This window comes from Phenylobacterium sp. (assembly GCF_036563285.1).
In the GTDB taxonomy this organism is placed as follows: Bacteria; Pseudomonadota; Alphaproteobacteria; order Caulobacterales; family Caulobacteraceae; genus Phenylobacterium.
Genome location: NZ_DATCMR010000012.1, coordinates 66,907 through 82,337, shown reverse-complemented (window position 1 = coordinate 82,337; position 15,431 = coordinate 66,907). Strand labels below are relative to the sequence as shown.

Here is a 15,431-nt window from a genome sequence, read left to right as displayed (position 1 = left end):
CTGTGCATCGCACTTGCAGGGGTTAGGCAACTCTTAAGGATTGCGTCCCAGTTCGGCACATTCCCCAAAACGGGGGGCCGATTTGGTTACCGGTTGCTTTCAAACTTGACAGTCAGCCGGCGCAGTTCTAGAGGGGCGTGGATAACCGTTCGTTAAATGAGGGGCTCGCAACCGGCAGTTTAAAAATAATAAGGACGCATCCGAGAGGTGTTTGACGCCAATCAGGATGGACAGCCGGTAAACGATAAAGTCTCCGCCAAGACCAAATTCGCGTTTCACAAGACCAACTCAGCCTGGGGCTAAAATGAACACTCGCCAGAAGATCCTCCTCGCCGCCGTCAGCGCCGCTGCGCTGTCCGCGACCGCTTCGGCCGCCAACGCGCAGGCCACCTCGACCGCCACGGCCACCGCCTCGGTGACCCTGCTGGCGCCGATCGCCATCGTTAAGGACGCGGACCTGGTCTTCGGCAAGGTCGCCAAGGCTGTGGGCACGGCCACGATCGCGCCCGGCGGCGGCCTGTCGAACTCCACCAACGGCCCGGTCTTCGTCGGCACCGGCCAATCGGCCGCGGCCTTCCACGTGACCGGTGAGAACGGCGCCACCATCGCGTGGACCGCGCCGACCACCGCCACGGTCACCGGCCTGACCAACCCGGTCGCCCTCACCTACAGCTGGGGCGGCACCGCGCCGACCACGCTCGTCACCGACGGCGACAGCGACTTCGACTTCACGGTCGGCGGCACCATCGACATCGTGCTCGCGGACACGACCAGCACGACCGCCAAGACCGGCACCTTCACGGTCGAAGTGCACTATAACTGAGTTGTCTGTCGCCGGAGCTGGACGCCATCCCGGCGTTCAGCTCGCGGCAACGGATTTGCAGATAGCGTGAGGCGATGAACAGAGCGCCCCTACTCGTCTGCGCGACAACCTGCCTGCTGGCCGCCTCCGCTGGATCGGGGGCGGCGAACGGCGTTTCGTCGCGCGCGACTGCGGAGGCCAGCGTCACGCTGGTCGACGTGGCTCGCGTCGACGTGGTCACGACGCTCGTACTGCCCTCCGTCACGACCCAGTCGGTGACGGGGACCTCAGGGCTTCAGTCGAACGGTGCTACCTCTGCGGGCGCCGGCACCCCCGGCTCAATCGGCAGCAATGCCGTATTAACCATTCACGGCCAAGCTGGCGAAGCAGTGTCGATGGCCGTTCCTGCGGAATTTCAGGTCGTCCGCACTGGGGGAACGGAGTCCTTGACCGTGAAAACCAGCACCAACAGCAACTACGACCTGGGCGGCAACGGCGTGGTCGTGGGCGGCCCCACTGGCGACACAATGAGCGTCAACGTTGGCGGCACTCTCAACTTCGGCTCCGGCGGCGGCGAACTCGTCCCGGGCCCCTATGAAGGCGTCGTCGTTCTCCTGGTTCAGTACAATTGATGCGCGTCCAAATTCTGGCGGCTGTCGGCCTGCTCGCCGGGCTGACCGGCTATAGCGCCCAGGCTCAGCAGCCCGGCCCTGCGCAGGCGACCGTCACCACCGTCCCCGCCAACCTGAACATCACGCCCAAGCGCGTGACGTTCGACAAAAACCGGCGCTCGGCGACGGTCTACATCTACAATCAGGGCGGCCAGGCCGGCACATTCGACATCGCCCTCGTCGACCGGGTGATGCTGCCCTCCGGCGAGATCATGGCCGCGAGCGACGCGGCCAACAACCCCGAAGCCAAGCCGATCGCCGGCCAGCTGAAGTCGGCCAAGGACGTCGTCCTGGTCTCCCCGCGCCGGGTCACCCTGCCCCCGGGCCAGGGCCAGACGGTGCGCCTGCGTGTCGCCAGCGTGCCGCCGGGCGCCACCGGCGAGTTCCGCACGCACCTGACGGTCACCACCATTCCGCCCGCCGACGCCGGCCTGAGCGCCGAAGCGGCCGCCGCGGCCGACCCGAACAACCTGGTGTTCGCCATCACGTCTGTGTTCGGCATCAGCATTCCTGTCATCGTCCGGTTCACGGATCCGGAGGTGCAGGCCGCGATCGAGAACGCCCGCGTGGAATACGCGGAAATGTCCACCGACGGCCGGGCGCCCAAGCGCACGCCGGTGATCAGCTTCGACGTCGTGCGCCGGGGCACCAGCTCGCTCTTCGGCAACATTGAAGTGCGCGTTCAGGGGCAAAAAGGGGGGGAGCCCCTGGGCATTGCCCGCGGGCTCGGGGTCTATCCGGAGATTTCGCGGCGGCACGTGAAGATCCCGCTCGCACGCGATCCGGGGCGCCAGCGGCTGGAAATAACCTTCACAGACGACGACACCTCGCCGGGCAAGCTGCTTGCGAAAATGGACTTGTAGCCGCCTTGCTTGGTTCGCCGGCGCAACCCTCTCACTGCTGACCGTCCAGGTCGCACGGGCCCAGCCCGCTGCGGCCTCCAATCCTGCCTCCTCCTCGTCGCCGGCCGCCGCCATCGCGCCTGAGGCGGCGCCACTCACCGCGTCGGGCAAGATCGACCCGGAGAGCCTGCTGCTCTTCGCGCTCGACCTGGACAAGCTGACCCTGACCGAGGGCCTGGCCGCCTACGGCGAGCCGCAGGACCCGCTGATCCCGTTGAGCGAGCTTGCCCGCTTCCTCGAATACGATATCGACGTACTTCCCGCCGAGCGGCGGATCGTGGGGCGCCTGGGGCAGTCGCGCACATCCCTGGTGGTGGACCTCGCCACCGGCACCGCGCGGGTCGGCGGCCGCACCGTGCCGCTGGGCGCGCAGGACGTGGCCGTCACCCCGAACGAGATCTATCTGCGCGCCTCGGCGATCAACCGGCTCCTGCCCCTGGAGCTGAAGGTCAATCCGAACGAGCTGGCGATCAGCGTCGTCGCCAAGGAGCCGATCCCGATCCAGTCGCGGCTCGAGCGGCTGGCCCGCCTCAGGTCGGCGGAGGGCGCGCCAGGCGCGCAGGAAGAGCTGCTCAGGGTCCCGTCGCCCTACGGCCCCTTCAGCATGCCCAACTTCGACGTGAGCCTCAGCCTGGGGGCCGGCACCCGCACCGGAGCGGAGCAAGGGCCGGCGTTCCCCTTCCGGTACGATGTTCGCGCCGCCGGGGACCTGCTCTACGGCGGCTACCAGGCCTATGTCGGATCCGACGAGCGCGGCGGTCCGGCCGTCGCGCGCCTGACCTTCGAGCGTCGCTCGGTCGAGGGCCGGCTGCTGGGCCCGCTCAAGGCCCGGCAGATCAGCATCGGCGACGTCTACACACCGAGCTTCGCGCTGGGCCCGCGCAGCCTGAACGGGCGCGGCTTTGCCCTGTCGACCGTGCCTCTCGACCAGACCAATGTCTTCAACCGCGTCGACCTCCGCGGCGAGCTGCCGCTCGGCTACGATGTCGAGCTCTACGTCAACGACGTCCTGCAGGGCGGCCAGAACACGCCCAACAAGGGCCGCTACGAGTTCCTCAACGTGCCGCTGACCCGCGGCGTCAACGTCGTGCGCGTGGTGACCTACGGACCGCACGGGGAGCGCGACGAGAATACCCGCATCGTCAATGTCGGCGGCGCGCAGCTCGCCCGCGGCGAGATGACCTTCGAGTTCGCCGCCGTCCAGCAGGAGCGCTCGCTCTTCCTCCTCGCAGACGAGGAGGTGACCGACTTCATCAGCGACTCGGCCGGCCGGCTGCGGGTGGTTGCCGGGATCAACTACGGCTTGACCCAGTTCATCACCGTGACCGGGGGCGCGGCGCTGATCCCCGCGCCGGGCGGCGCCTCGCGCGGGCTCTATGGACTGGGCGCGCGCACCTCCCTGCTCGGCTTCGTCACGCAGCTCGACCTCGCCATGGACAGCGAGGGCGGCACGGCGGAGGGCATTGGGCTCGCGGGCCAGGTGTTCGGCGTCTCGACCGTCGTGCGCTACCTGCTGTTCCAGAACGGGTTCCTCGACGAAAACGGCCCGGGCGTCGACTTCACCCGCTCCCTCGTCAGCCGCGGCGAGCTGAACCTCGACGGCAACGTGCAGTTTCTCGGGCGGATCATCCCCCTCTCCTTCCGGACAGCGCGCACCGAGTACTCGGACGGCGAGATCGGCCTCCTGGGGGCCTTCCGGGCGTCGGCCACCACCGGCGCCCTGCTCCTGTCGGGCGGACTGGAATACAGCCACGACTATGGGCGCAACCGTGACGACACCCGGCTGACGGGCTTCTTCGCCGCCTCGACGTTCCGCAGCTACACCTGGCAGATCCGCAGCACGATCGACTACGACATCCTGCCCGAGTTCCACCTGCGCGCGCTGGCGATCACGGCCGACCGGGACCTGTCGGAACGGACCAGCCTGCGCCTCGGCCTCGGCCAGTCGCTGGACAATCTCGAGAGCTTCAACGTCACCGCCTCGGCGATCACCCGCACCAAGTTCGGCGATTTCGCCCTGACCACCGACTACAGCAACCAGGACAAGAGCTGGCGGGTCGCCGCCCAGGTGAATTTCGGCCTCGCCTTCGATCCGGTGCGCCGCCGCTACGGCGTGGTCTCGGAAGGGGTCGGCGGCGGCGGATCGGTGGCCTTCCACGCCTTCCTCGACCAGAACGGCAACGGCGAGCGCGACGCGGGCGAAGGCGGCGTGCGCAACCTCATCATCACCAGCTCGGGGCGCAACTTCGCGACCAACGAGGAGGGCCGGGTCCTGATCACCGGCCTCGGCTCCACGGCCACCGCGCGCCTCACCGTCAGCCTCGACGAGCTCGACAACCCGTCGCTGAGGTCGCCGCCGGTGAGCATCCAGGTGAACCCCCGGCCGGGCAGCGTCACCGAGGTGGCCTATCCCATGCGCCCGACGGGCGACGTCATGGTGCGCATCCTGTTGCGGCGCGGCGACGGTTCACTGGTGGGGCTCTCGGCGGTGCAGCTCCAGCTCGTGGGCGAAGACGGCAAGATCGTGGAAGCCAAGACCGAGTTCGACGGCGCGGCGAGCTTCGAGGGCGTGGTGGCGGGCAAATACACCGTCCAACTCAACCCCGAGCAGGCCCAGCGGCTGCGAATGCGCCTTCTGAAGCCGCTGAGCGTTGTCATTTCATCGGAAGGCTTCAATAGCGACGCGAGTGCGGAGGTGGCCTTCGAACCACGCCCGCAGCAGAGCGCTGCGACAGCAACGCCGGTACAAGAAACACAATAACCGCGTATAGAGGCCCGATGAACCTCCGCCGATCCCCCCTTTCGGCAAGAATAACGAGATGGCCGCAACCCGGGATTGTCTTTCTCCGGGCGCTTGGACTTCTGTTCTTCGTGGCGGTTGCGAGTTATGGGCCGAAGAGTTTCGCCGCCGCGGCGTTCTCGATCACCGCCACGACCACCAACCCGAATATCGGCAAGGTTGCCTCGGCGGCGGCGGGCGACACAACCTTCACCGTGGTCGCCAGCACGGGCTCGACCTCGGTGACCGGCGGCGCAGGGGGGTTCATCCCGCCCACGCCCACGCGGACAGCCCTGACCACGATCGTCATCAACTGCTCGGGCGGCAGCAGCTGCGGCAACGACACCACCGTCACGATCACCACCGCAGCAGGCACGGGGCGCGGCAAGCAGATCACCGGCCTGTCGGCGGCCTTCGGCTACAGCGGGGCCGCCACGTGGAAGAGCGGCCCCACGAGCGGCGGCGCCTCTCTGAGCTTCGTGATCGCGGGCGTCGGCAACAACAATTCCAAGTCGTTCCGGCTCGGTGTGGTCTGGCCGATCGCGGCGACCGGCACGATCGGAACCGCCACCGGGCCCTACACGGTGCAGGTGACGGCGAGCGGGGTGACCAGCGCGAGCCGCAACCTGGCTGCCAACGCCAATGTGCAAGCCGGTATCTCGCTCAGCCAGGTCACACCGCTCGATTTCGGGACCCTGGCCCTGATGGCCGGTCAGTCGGGCAGCGTGACCTATCCGGCTGGGGGACAAGGCGCCGAGGCCTCCTGGAGCCTTACAGGGGCCCAGCAGGTGCGCGGCCATACGATCGGCAAATACAAGGTCACCGGCACGCCGGGGCAGCAGATTTCGGTTTCGGTGACGCCGATCCCGACCCTGACGCTCACCCGGCAGCCGAGCGGCGGGAGCCTCCCCATGTCGGTGAGCAACACCGCTCAGGGCGCCCAACTGATCCCGCTGAGCGGAGAGTTCTTCTTCTACATCGGTGGCTCGATAAACTTCAGCAGTTCTACCACGACGGGCGCCTACAAGGGGATTTACACCATTACGGTGAACTACTCCTAGGAAGCGGCGCGGCCATTTGGCGCCGCTCCTGCAATACGGGTTCAGATTGCCGTGAAGCTGTGCTACGGCGGCGCACTCAGATCGGGGACCACCATGGCCAATACTCCGCCTGTGGCGAATGACGACACCGCAAGCGTGGCCTCCGGCGCGTACGTGGACATCGACGTCTTCGCTAACGACACGGACGCCGACGCCTTCGACGTCTTCGGCCTGCCCGAGTATACGCCCGCCGTCGACGAACACGGCAACGAGGTCGGCCGGATCGAGGTGGTCTTCCTGCCCAGCGGCCGCGTCGGCCTGCGGTTCTACGCCGACGACCCGAGCTTCGACACGGGCGCCCACACGATCACCTTCCAGTACATCGTCCGCGACAGCTGGTACGAGGGCAGCAACCCGGCCACCGTCACCGTGACAGTCACGGGGAACGCCGTGCAGGGCCAGACCATCAACGGCCTCAACCATCCACAGACGTTCACGCCCACCAGCAACGACCCGCGCATCCTCTACCAGCTGAAGGGCAACGACGTGCTCAACGGCGGCAACCAGCACGACACCATCGACGGCGGTCTGGGCGCTGACACGATCCACGGCAACAACGGCACGGACCGGCTGTTCGGCGGCGCAGGCAACGACAAGATCTACGGCGACAACGGGTCCGACACCCTCACGGGTGGCTCGGGCAACGACACGCTCACCGGCGGCAATAGTCCGGACCACTTCCGCTTCGCCGCCGGGTCGGGCGACGACGTCATCACCGATTATGACGTGAAGACCGACAAGATCGTCCTCGATTCCAGCTTCGCTGGCAGCTACGGCGGCCTGTTCTCGCTGGGTCTGGTCACTTCCGAGAACGGCGGGGTGCGGATCACCTCCGTCGACGGTGACGACAGCATCTTCCTGGAGGGCGTGAAGCTCTCCTCCCTGCGCGAGAGCGGGTTCATCTTCGAGTTCTGACGTTCCGGCGTCCCCTCAGGCCGTGTAAGCTCCTCCCGACATCTCTGGGAGGAGTTCCATGAAACGCATCGCCATCGCCGCGGCCCTCGCCGCGCTCGCCGCCACGCCCGCCGCCGCCGCCCTGAAGGCCGGCGACAAGGCGCCCGACTTCACCGCTCCCGGCTTCCAGGCCGGCAAGGCGCTGACCTTCAACCTCGCTCAGGCGCGCAAGAAGGGGCCGGTGGTGCTCTACTTCTTCCCCGCGGCCGACACGAAGGGCTGCAATCTCGAGGCGAAGATGTTCGCCGACGCCACGCCCCAGTTCAAAGCCGCGGGCGCCACGGTGATTGGCGTCACCGCCGGCAACCTGGACAAGCTGCAGCAGATCTCCTCCGACACCGACAAGTGCTCCGGCAAGTTCCCCGTGGCCGCCGATCCCGGCGCCAAGATCGCCAAGCAGTACGATGCTGTCCTGCCCCAGAAGCCGGACTGGTCGGACCGCACCTCCTACGTGATCGCGCCCTCGGGCCAGATCCTGCACGTCCACTCCAAGCTCGACCCGTCCCAGCACGTCTCGGAGACGCTCAGCGCCGTGCAGAGCTTCAAGACCGCCAAGAAGAGGTAGGCGCGGCCTACTTCGGGCATTCGATCTTCCTGCAGAGCCGGCCCTCGAGGTCGGCCTGCATTTCCGGCATCAGGCGGGTGATCGCAGGCTGGACCTTGGCCATGTAAGCTCCGGTCTTGGCCAGAAGGGATTTGGCCAGCGGGCTTTCGTAATAGGCCACCGCCGCCTGCAGTTCCGCCTCGGTGAAGGTGTCGGCGATAGCCGGGACCATCACCTCAACCATCCTCGGCGTCATGGCCTGCATGGACTCCGCCGAGGCTTCGGTGAACGCCTTGCGCAGCTCCGGCGGGACCTGGCCGCCGCTGCGCTTGGCGATGTTGTCCAACATGGCGGGCGCGAGGTTCTGCATCATCGAGCCCATCATCTCCTCCATGTGCAGGGCGGCCATGTAGCGGCGGGCCAGCTCCACCTGCTTGGCGGTGGGCGCGGCATCTGCGGCGCCGGCGCCGAACGCCAGTACGGCGGCGCAGCCCAGCGCCGAAACGGTCTTCAGAAACATGGATTCCCCCCTGCCTCGGGCGAGCGTGCCCCGAGCCAGGCCGCCGCGGCAAGGCGAAAACCCTTGCTCCACCAGCGGTTTTCGCCTATCTGCCCGCCTCTTCAAGGAAGCGGTCTCACGCGGAACGCGAATGGGTCGGGAAACCCCCGGCCGCCGCGCTGAGAGCCATCGTATCCGGCGGACTTCCGCCGCCGGACGCGCCGCCTCCGCAACGGAAGAAGGACAAATGGCGCTCTACGAACACGTGGTCATCACGCGGCAGGACATCTCGCCGCAACAGGCCGAAGCTCTCAACGACCAGCTCAAGCACCAGATCGAGGAAGCCGGCGGCAACGTCGCCAAGATCGAGTACTGGGGCCTGCGCAACCTGACCTACCGGATCAAGAAGAACCGCAAGGGTCACTACTCCCTGCTCGCCATCGACGCTCCGGCCGACGCCGTGAAGGAGATGGAACGCCAGCTCGGCATCAACGAAGACGTCCTGCGGTTCCTGACCGTCCGCGTCGACGAGCTGGACCTCGAGCTCTCCCCCATCCTCGCCCGCCGCGATCGCGACCGCGAACGCCGCGACGACGTTCCTCAGTTCTAAGAAAGGGGGATCCTCGACATGACCGACGAAACCTCCACGGCCCCGGCCGCTGCGGCCGGCTCCTCCGCCGGCGGCGCCCGCCGCCCGTTCTTCCGCCGCCGCAAGGTCTGCCCGTTCTCCGGCGCCAACGCCCCGAAGATCGACTACAAGGACGTCAAGCTCCTGCAGCGCTACGTTTCCGAGCGCGGCAAGATCGTGCCGTCGCGGATCACCGCGGTGTCCGCCAAGAAGCAGCGTGAGCTGGCCAAGGCCATCAAGCGCGCCCGCTTCCTGGCGCTCCTCCCCTACGTCGTGAAGTAAGGGGGGCGACGCACATGAAAGTCATTCTGCTCGAACGCGTGGAAGGCTGGGGCGGCCTCGGCGACGTCGTCAACGTCAAGGACGGCTTCGCCCGCAACTTCCTCCTGCCGCGCTCCAAGGCGCTGCGCGCCACTGAAGCCAACATGAAGGTCTTCGAGGGCCAGCGCGCCGACATCGAGGCGCGCAACGCCAAGGCCAAGGACGCCGCCGGCAAGTCCGGCGAGAAGCTCGACGGCTCCACCTACATCCTGATCCGTCAGGCGGGTGAGAGCGGCCAGCTCTACGGCTCGGTCTCCGGCCGCGACGTGGCCGACGCGGTCAACGCCGAAGGCGGCAAGGTCGAACGCGCCATGGTCGTGCTGGACAAGCCGATCAAGACGCTCGGCATGCACGACGTGAAGGTGCGCCTGCACCCGGAGGTGACCGTCACCGTCACCCTGAACATCGCGCGCAGCCAGGACGAAGCCGAGCGCCAGGCGCGCGGCGAGAACGTCATCAACGCCCAGTTCGAGGAAGAGCGCGTCGCGGCCGAAGAAGCCGCCGCCGACCTCCTCGAAGGCGGCGCGGGCCAGCTGGCGAGCGAGTTCGGCGCCGACGCCTCGGCGTAAGCACGGCCTCGACGACAAGACAGACGGCGCGGGAGCGATCCCGCGCCGTTTTCTTTGGTCCGCTAGCGTTCGTCGTGCAGGCGCCGCAGGACGGACGGCGCAAGGCCCGGCAGGTCCTCGGAGATCAGGCCCGGCCCGTGCAGCTCGGCGGCTTCGGACTGGATCCAGGCCGCGGCGCAGGCCGCCTCGAAGCTCTCCATGCCCTGGGCGATCAGCCCCGCGATGAAGCCGGCCAGCACGTCGCCGGAACCGGCTGTGGCCAGCCAGGGCGAGCCGTTGAGGCTCACGGCCGCCCGGCCGTCAGGCGAGGCCACGACCGTGTCGGAGCCCTTCAGCAGGACCACGGCCCCTGCCCGCTCGGCCGCCTGGCGCGCCGCCGCAATCCGCTCAGGCGCGCCGGCGAGCAGGCCGGGGAACAGCCGCTCGAACTCGCCCGGATGCGGGGTGAGAACGTCGTCGCGGTCGAGCACCGAGAACAGCTCCTCCGGGTCGTCGCGGAAGACCGTGATGGCGTCGGCGTCCAGCACCAGGGCCGCGCCGGTGCGCGCCAGCGCCATGACGTTGAGCAGTGTCGTCTCGGTCACCCCCGCGGCGGGCCCGATCACCGCGGCGTCGACGTCGACGGCAATCTGCTCAAGTTCGGCGTCCGTCTCGAACGGCCGCAGCATCACGGCCTCCAGATGCGCGGCGTTGACGCTGAGGGCGTCGGGCGGCGACAGCACCGTCACCAAGCCAGCCCCGATCCGCAGGCCGGCCCGAGCTGCGAGCCGCGCGGCTCCGGTGGTCCAGGCTTCGCCGCTCACAACCACCATCCGGCCGCGGGCATGCTTGTGCGACGTCGCGTCAGGCCAGGGGAAGCGCGGAAGCCACAGCTCCTGTCCGTTCTCCACGGTGCGGCCGGGCGTCTCGGCAAGGCCGATGTCCGCCACCACCACCTCCCCGCAGCGGCTCTTCCCGGGCTCCAGGACGTGGGCCGGCTTCCGCGCGTGGAAGGTGACGGTCAGGCCGGCGCAGAAGGCGGCCTCACCCAGCGGCTTTCCCGTGTCGCCGCAAAGGCCGCTGGGCGTGTCGATGGCCACCACCCGATCGCGCATGCGCTCCGAGCCGCGCGCCAGCCGCGCCGCCTCCCCCTCGAGCGGCCGCGAGAGGCCGGCGCCGAACAGGCCGTCGACAACGAGCTCGGCCATGCGATTCGACTGGGAGACCGGCAGGGTCTCGCCGGTCCAGCGCGCGGCCGCGGCCCTGGCGTCGTCGGCCGAAGGATCCGCCAGCTTCTCCACCCAGACGTCCCAGCCGCGGGACTTGAGCAGCCGCGCCGCGACATATCCGTCGCCGCCGTTGTTGCCCGGCCCGCAGAGGACCGACGTCGGCCTGGGGTCGAACCGCGCGCATATGGCGTCAGCCACCGCCATCCCGGCCCGCTCCATCAGTTCGAGGCCGGGCGTGCCGGCCGCGATGGCGGCCTGGTCCGCCGCGGCGGTCTCGGCGACGGTGAGGATCGGCCGCGCGGTCACAGCACCCCCGTCGTCGCTTCCCGGCCCTTGGCCACCAGCACCAGCTCGGTCCCGTCGGTCTCCAGGATGGTGATGGAGGCGTGGTCGGGCCGGAAATGCAGCACCCTGTCGTCAGCCAGCAGGTGCGAGACCACGGCGTTGATGGCCACGTAGTGCGAGAAGACGGCGGTGTCGCCACGCGCCCGGAGCGAGCCCACGACGTCGAGCCGCCAGGCGTCGTAGTCCAAATCGCCATTGATCGACTGCCAGGTGCCCTGGAACACCTGCCGCAGCCAACTTCCGCGCTCGGACGGGTGCAGGGCCGCCGGCGTCGGGATTTCGCCCACGACAGGATCGATCTCGACGTGCACGCCGAGCGCCCGCGCCGTGGGCTCGGCAGTCTCGCGGCAGCGCCGCAGGGGCGAGCTCACCACCCGCTGGGGCCGGTGTTCGGCGGGCTGCGACAGCAGCCAGTCCCGCGCGGCCTCCGCCTGCGTTTGGCCGGTCTCGTCCAGGCCCGGGTCCTCGTCCTCGCCGCCCCAGGTGGACGCGGGCTTGCCGTGACGGATGAGGTACAGGCGGGGCATGGCTATTCCGGGGTGAAGAGGTTCAGGCCGTCGGCGGTCTGGCTCACCGTACCTGCTCTACCCACCTGTTCTGACGCTTCAAAGACATTGAGGAAGGCCGCGTCGTTCGGGGTGTTGGCGCAGAACCGCCGCCCCGCCTCGTCGCGTCCCACCACGATGCCGAGGAACGGGCCCTCGCGCTTGTGCACCACCGTGTATGTTTCGATGACGCCCCGCCCCTGCGGCTGCTCGACGATCTCCGGATGCGGCAGGGCGTCGATCTCCCGCTGCAGCACCGCGGGGTCCTCGCGCTCGAAGGGCTTGTCGGGGCGCTGGGTGGAGTAGATCCCCGTCGACTGCTTTGTCAGGTACCAGCCGTTGCCGGTGACGAGGCCGTACGCCCCCGGCCGGCGGCGCAGCTTCTGCATCATCACCGCGACAGAGTGCATGACGTAGTTGTTCCCGGGCCCTCCGGCGTAGGGGAGGCCCCCGGTCACGGTCAACCCGCGTGGATCGTCCAGCGACAGCCCCAGCTCCTCGGCGCCGATCTCCACCGCCACGGGGAAGCAGGAATAGAGGTCGAAGAGGTCGATCCGGTCGAGAGACACGCCGGCCATCTCCAGCGCCTTCTGGCCGGTCCGGCGCATGGCCGGGCTGGAGTGGAAGTCCTGCCGGTCCAGCGGGTGCCAGAGGTCCGCGGCGTCGCCGCAGCCGTGCAGGTAAACCCACTTCTCCTCCGGGACGCCCAGCTCGCGGGCCTTTTCCTCGCTGGCGAGGATCACGGCGGCCGACTGGTCGACCTCCATGATGGCGTTGAGCAGCTTTGGATAGGGGAAGCCGATCATCCGGTTCTTCTCGGAGACGGTGACCAGTTCCTCGGCCGAACGCTTCACCGGGAACCACGCCTCCGGGTTCTCCGCCGCCACGTCCGTGAACCGGGCGAACAGTTCGCCCATCCGCCGCTGGTGCTCGGGGATCGAGCGGCCGTCCCGGGCCCTGAGCGCATTCTCGAACAGGGGGTAGATATTGATCGGCCGGTTGATCCCGTGGCGGGCCTCGTACTCGGTGACGCCACGCCGGGGGTCGCCGATCCGCTGCGGCGGCGGCTGGTCGTGGTCCTCGGCCCAGTCGTCAAAGGGAAGGCCCTTTGCCATCCGCTTCATGGCCGAGCCCAGGAACTCGCAGCCCACGGTGAGCGCCAGGTCCGCCTCCCCGCGGGCGATCCGCTCGGCCAGGGTATTGATCAGGGACTGGGGCGTGTTGCCGCCCATCTCCGAATAGACGCTCCAGCGAGGCTCCGCTCCGATCGCCTTGGCCAGGCTGGCCGGCGCATTGGTCGAGTGGGGGAACACCCGGCGGGAGCCCGGCGCGTCGATGGTGAAGCCCACCACCGCCAGGTCCTGGATCGCCTTCAGGCCCACGGCCCCGATTCCGGCATCCAGCGCCGCCCGTTCCGCCGCAATCTTCAGCAGAGCCGTCGGCGACGGCGAAACCCCCGGGTCGCCCCGGTACGTGAATTGGCCCGCTCCGATCAGAACTGGGGCGCTTCCCGCCATGCCTTGCCCGCCTCCGCTGCCGGTCGGGCGCGATCCTAAGGGCCGAAAGCCGCCTCACAAGGCGATTTCCCACACTGGTCGGAAATTGGGCTGCAGGCGCCTAATTTCCGGGCGCCGCGCTTTTCCGGAGGCGCCTTGCGCCATCTGCGGCGTCCGCGCCCTTGTCCCGGCCCCACGGGCCGTGCTCCGTCCCGCCCGAACGCGGGGGCCGTATGAAAAAGATCGAAGCCGTCATCAAGCCGTTCAAGCTCGATGAAGTGAAGGAGGCCCTGCAGGAGCTGGGCGTCCAGGGCATGACGGTGATCGAAGCCAAGGGCTACGGGCGCCAGAAGGGCCAGACCGAGCTCTACCGCGGCGCGGAGTACGTCGTGGACTTCCTGCCCAAGATCAAGATCGAGGTGGTGATCGACGACAACCAGCTCGACCGCGCTCTCGAGGCCATTGCCGGCGCCGCCCGCACCGGCCGCATCGGCGACGGCAAGATCTTCGTCTCCGACGTCCTCGACGTCATGCGTATCCGCACCGGCGAGACCGGCCCCGACGCCATCTAGTCCGCCGCCTCTGATCATCAAGAACAACCAAAGGGGATCACCACCATGCCGTCAGCCGCCGACATCCTGGCTCAGATCAAGGAGAAGGACGTCAAGTACGTGGACGTGCGCTTCACCGACATCCGCGGGAAGCTGCAGCACGTGACCTTCGACATCGATCTCGTCGACGACGATTTCCTCACCGACGGCACCATGTTCGACGGCTCGTCGATCTCCGGCTGGAAGGCCATCAACGAGAGCGACATGAAGCTGCGGCCGGACCTCGATTCCGCCCACATCGACCCGTTCTACCAGCAGACCACGCTCGTGCTGTTCTGCGACGTGGTGAACCCGGACACCAACACGCCCTACAACCGCGACCCCCGCTCGATCGCCAAGGCGGCGCTGAACTACATCAAGTCGGCCGGCATCGGCGACACCGTGTACTTCGGCCCCGAGGCCGAGTTCTTCATCTTCGACGACGTGCGCTGGAACACCGCCCCGCACGACACCGGCTACTCCTACGACTCCACCGAGCTGCCGGGGAATTCCGCCAAGCAGTACCCCGAGGGCAACATGGGCCACCGCCCGGGTCCCAAGGGTGGCTATTTCCCGGTGAATCCGGTCGACTCCGGTCAGGACCTGCGCGGCGAGATGCTGGCGGTCATGGGCGAGCTCGGCATGAAGCCCGAGAAGCATCACCACGAGGTGGCGCCGGCCCAGCACGAACTCGGCCTGAAATTCGACGAGCTGATCACCATGGCCGATCGGATGCAGCTCTATAAGTACGTGATCCACAACGTGGCGCACGCCTACGGCAAGACGGCGACCTTCATGGCCAAGCCGATGTTCGGCGACAACGGCTCGGGCATGCACGTCCACCAGTCGATCTGGAAGGGCGGCAAGCCGATGTTCGCCGGCGACAAGTACGCCGGGCTGTCCGACATGTGCCTCTGGTACATCGGCGGCATCATCAAGCACGCCAAGGCGATCAACGCCTTCTCCAACTCCACCACCAACTCCTACAAGCGCCTGGTGCCCGGCTACGAAGCCCCGGTGAAGCTGGCCTACTCGGCCCGCAACCGCTCGGCCTCGATCCGCATCCCGCACGTGGATTCACCGAAGGCCAAGCGCATCGAGGCCCGCTTCCCGGACCCCATGGGCAACCCGTACCTGACCTTCGTGGCCCTGCTCATGGCCGGCCTCGACGGCATCGAGAACAAGATCGATCCCGGCCCGGCCATGGACAAGAACCTCTACGACCTGCCGCCGCGCGAGCAGAAGAAGGTCCCCGAGGTCTGCGGATCGCTCCGCGAAGCCCTGGAGAACCTCGACAAGGACCGCGCCTTCCTCAAGAAGGGCGGCGTCATGGACGACGATTTCATCGACGCCTACATCGAGCTGAAGATGGAAGAGGTCATGCGCCTCCAGCTCCACCCGCACCCGGTGGAATTCGACATGTATTACAAGTGCTAGGCCGCACTTGCTGAGCTGAATGCGAAGGGCCGCGGAGCGAT

16 protein-coding genes are annotated in these 15,431 nt (G+C 67.9%); 12 read left to right on the top strand and 4 right to left on the bottom strand.

What is annotated here, in order from left to right; genetic code table 11:
* Nucleotides 1–304: 304 nt before the first annotated feature.
* The 7 genes from VIL76_RS18735 (at nt 305) to VIL76_RS18705 (ending at nt 7,773) form a co-directional block, all read left to right on the top strand.
* Nucleotides 305–823 (top strand): DUF4402 domain-containing protein, encoded by a 519-nt coding sequence (locus VIL76_RS18735; protein WP_332046595.1) that lies wholly within the window; start codon nt 305–307, stop codon nt 821–823.
* 74 nt (nt 824–897) lie between these two features.
* Nucleotides 898–1,434 (top strand): hypothetical protein, encoded by a 537-nt coding sequence (locus VIL76_RS18730; RefSeq protein WP_332046594.1) that lies wholly within the window; start codon nt 898–900, stop codon nt 1,432–1,434.
* On the top strand, nt 1,434–2,336 hold the full coding sequence (locus VIL76_RS18725) for a hypothetical protein (protein ID WP_332046593.1): 903 nt from the start codon (nt 1,434–1,436) through the stop codon (nt 2,334–2,336). Before VIL76_RS18730 ends, VIL76_RS18725 begins: the two co-directional genes overlap by 1 nt.
* Nucleotides 2,317–5,136 (top strand): hypothetical protein, encoded by a 2,820-nt coding sequence (locus VIL76_RS18720; protein ID WP_332046592.1) that lies wholly within the window; start codon nt 2,317–2,319, stop codon nt 5,134–5,136. Before VIL76_RS18725 ends, VIL76_RS18720 begins: the two co-directional genes overlap by 20 nt.
* A gap of 110 nt (nt 5,137–5,246) precedes the next feature.
* Nucleotides 5,247–6,215 (top strand): DUF4402 domain-containing protein, encoded by a 969-nt coding sequence (locus VIL76_RS18715; protein ID WP_332046591.1) that lies wholly within the window; start codon nt 5,247–5,249, stop codon nt 6,213–6,215.
* A 93-nt stretch (nt 6,216–6,308) separates the two neighbouring features.
* Entirely contained in the window at nt 6,309–7,169 is an 861-nt protein-coding gene (locus VIL76_RS18710) for a calcium-binding protein (RefSeq protein ID WP_332046590.1), read from the top strand.
* A gap of 58 nt (nt 7,170–7,227) precedes the next feature.
* Entirely contained in the window at nt 7,228–7,773 is a 546-nt protein-coding gene (locus tag VIL76_RS18705) for a peroxiredoxin (protein WP_332046589.1), read from the top strand.
* Between the two features lie 7 nt (nt 7,774–7,780).
* Here VIL76_RS18705 and VIL76_RS18700 read toward each other — a convergent pair whose 3' ends face one another.
* Nucleotides 7,781–8,272: a DUF2059 domain-containing protein gene (locus VIL76_RS18700; RefSeq protein ID WP_332046588.1), complete on the bottom strand. Its 492-nt coding sequence runs from the start codon at nt 8,270–8,272 to the stop codon at nt 7,781–7,783.
* 226 nt (nt 8,273–8,498) lie between these two features.
* On the opposite strand from VIL76_RS18700, the gene rpsF reads away from it, so the two are divergent.
* Genes rpsF through rplI form a run of 3 tightly spaced genes read left to right on the top strand, consistent with a single transcriptional unit; the run spans nt 8,499 to nt 9,769 of the window.
* Complete coding sequence (gene rpsF / locus VIL76_RS18695; RefSeq protein ID WP_332046587.1) at nt 8,499–8,861, top strand: 30S ribosomal protein S6; 363 nt, start codon at nt 8,499–8,501, stop codon at nt 8,859–8,861.
* Nucleotides 8,862–8,879: 18 nt separating this feature from the next.
* Entirely contained in the window at nt 8,880–9,161 is a 282-nt protein-coding gene (gene rpsR / locus VIL76_RS18690; RefSeq protein ID WP_332046586.1) for a 30S ribosomal protein S18, read from the top strand.
* 14 nt (nt 9,162–9,175) lie between these two features.
* Entirely contained in the window at nt 9,176–9,769 is a 594-nt protein-coding gene (gene rplI, locus VIL76_RS18685) for a 50S ribosomal protein L9 (protein WP_332046585.1), read from the top strand.
* Nucleotides 9,770–9,831: 62 nt separating this feature from the next.
* On the opposite strand, the gene VIL76_RS18680 is transcribed toward rplI, so the two are convergent.
* Genes VIL76_RS18680 through VIL76_RS18670 form a run of 3 tightly spaced genes read right to left on the bottom strand, consistent with a single transcriptional unit; the run spans nt 9,832 to nt 13,384 of the window.
* The gene (locus VIL76_RS18680) at nt 9,832–11,283 is read right to left on the bottom strand and encodes an NAD(P)H-hydrate dehydratase (RefSeq protein ID WP_332046584.1); all 1,452 of its coding nucleotides are present in this window, start codon (nt 11,281–11,283) and stop codon (nt 9,832–9,834) included.
* Nucleotides 11,280–11,849 (bottom strand): histidine phosphatase family protein, encoded by a 570-nt coding sequence (locus VIL76_RS18675; RefSeq protein WP_332046583.1) that lies wholly within the window; start codon nt 11,847–11,849, stop codon nt 11,280–11,282. Before VIL76_RS18675 ends, VIL76_RS18680 begins: the two co-directional genes overlap by 4 nt.
* A 2-nt stretch (nt 11,850–11,851) precedes the next feature.
* Nucleotides 11,852–13,384, bottom strand: a complete 1,533-nt coding sequence (locus VIL76_RS18670) for an acetyl-CoA acetyltransferase (RefSeq protein WP_332046582.1) — start codon at nt 13,382–13,384, stop codon at nt 11,852–11,854.
* A gap of 212 nt (nt 13,385–13,596) precedes the next feature.
* Between VIL76_RS18670 and VIL76_RS18665 the strand changes: the two genes are divergently transcribed.
* Both VIL76_RS18665 and glnA read left to right on the top strand, forming a co-directional pair.
* On the top strand, nt 13,597–13,935 hold the full coding sequence (locus VIL76_RS18665; RefSeq protein ID WP_332046581.1) for a P-II family nitrogen regulator: 339 nt from the start codon (nt 13,597–13,599) through the stop codon (nt 13,933–13,935).
* 45 nt (nt 13,936–13,980) lie between these two features.
* Nucleotides 13,981–15,390 (top strand): type I glutamate--ammonia ligase, encoded by a 1,410-nt coding sequence (gene glnA / locus VIL76_RS18660; protein WP_332046580.1) that lies wholly within the window; start codon nt 13,981–13,983, stop codon nt 15,388–15,390.
* Nucleotides 15,391–15,431 lie beyond the last annotated feature (41 nt).

Bases quoted from the DNA above. Each gene is read 5' to 3' on its own strand.
- VIL76_RS18735 (WP_332046595.1), top strand. From the start codon at position 305: ATGAACACTCGCCAGAAGATCCTCCTCGCCGCCGTCAGCGCCGCTGCG.
- VIL76_RS18730 (WP_332046594.1), top strand. From the start codon at position 898: ATGAACAGAGCGCCCCTACTCGTCTGCGCGACAACCTGCCTGCTGGCC.
- VIL76_RS18725 (WP_332046593.1), top strand. From the start codon at position 1,434: ATGCGCGTCCAAATTCTGGCGGCTGTCGGCCTGCTCGCCGGGCTGACC.
- VIL76_RS18710 (WP_332046590.1), top strand. From the start codon at position 6,309: ATGGCCAATACTCCGCCTGTGGCGAATGACGACACCGCAAGCGTGGCC.
- VIL76_RS18705 (WP_332046589.1), top strand. From the start codon at position 7,228: ATGAAACGCATCGCCATCGCCGCGGCCCTCGCCGCGCTCGCCGCCACG.
- VIL76_RS18700 (WP_332046588.1), bottom strand. From the start codon at position 8,272: ATGTTTCTGAAGACCGTTTCGGCGCTGGGCTGCGCCGCCGTACTGGCG.
- rpsF (WP_332046587.1), top strand. From the start codon at position 8,499: ATGGCGCTCTACGAACACGTGGTCATCACGCGGCAGGACATCTCGCCG.
- rpsR (WP_332046586.1), top strand. From the start codon at position 8,880: ATGACCGACGAAACCTCCACGGCCCCGGCCGCTGCGGCCGGCTCCTCC.
- rplI (WP_332046585.1), top strand. From the start codon at position 9,176: ATGAAAGTCATTCTGCTCGAACGCGTGGAAGGCTGGGGCGGCCTCGGC.
- VIL76_RS18675 (WP_332046583.1), bottom strand. From the start codon at position 11,849: ATGCCCCGCCTGTACCTCATCCGTCACGGCAAGCCCGCGTCCACCTGG.
- VIL76_RS18670 (WP_332046582.1), bottom strand. From the start codon at position 13,384: ATGGCGGGAAGCGCCCCAGTTCTGATCGGAGCGGGCCAATTCACGTAC.
- VIL76_RS18665 (WP_332046581.1), top strand. From the start codon at position 13,597: ATGAAAAAGATCGAAGCCGTCATCAAGCCGTTCAAGCTCGATGAAGTG.
- glnA (WP_332046580.1), top strand. From the start codon at position 13,981: ATGCCGTCAGCCGCCGACATCCTGGCTCAGATCAAGGAGAAGGACGTC.